This is a genomic window from Arcobacter sp. CECT 8989 (assembly GCF_004116715.1).
Taxonomy (GTDB): domain Bacteria; phylum Campylobacterota; class Campylobacteria; order Campylobacterales; family Arcobacteraceae; genus Halarcobacter.
Genome location: NZ_PDKE01000115.1, coordinates 1 through 401, shown reverse-complemented (window position 1 = coordinate 401; position 401 = coordinate 1). Strand labels below are relative to the sequence as shown.

The window sequence follows — 401 nt, the reverse complement described above, 5'->3', positions numbered from 1 at the left end:
ACTATCACACAATGATATGATGGCATTTATTCATGTACTTGAACACGGAAACGGAATTGGAAAAGCAATTGCTGATGATATATTTGATGCCTTAGTAAAAATAGGAGATGGAGATGTTTTCAAAGGTCAATTTACACCAGATTCAAGTATAAAAAAAACTTATCAATCAAATAGAGATAAAAATGTACTGTTGGGATTATTTGATGATTTTATTGAATTAGGAAGAGTATCTAAATTCGAAAATTTGGGGTGTGGAGAAGCGTTTTTATCTAATGCTATTTTTAAACACCCTAAACTATCTGATGATGGTGCAAGATCTCTTTATGTATTATATGTACTTATGGAGATGATGAGATGAACAAACGTTCCATAATAATTTGTTTGATCGATTGATTACTATA

The 401-nt window shown here is 30.2% G+C and carries 1 pseudogene; it reads left to right on the top strand.

The features are described from left to right. A pseudogene (locus CRV02_RS14955) lies at positions 1 to 358 on the top strand (ATP-dependent helicase); the annotation flags it as partial. Between the last annotated feature and the right edge of the window lie 43 nt (positions 359 to 401).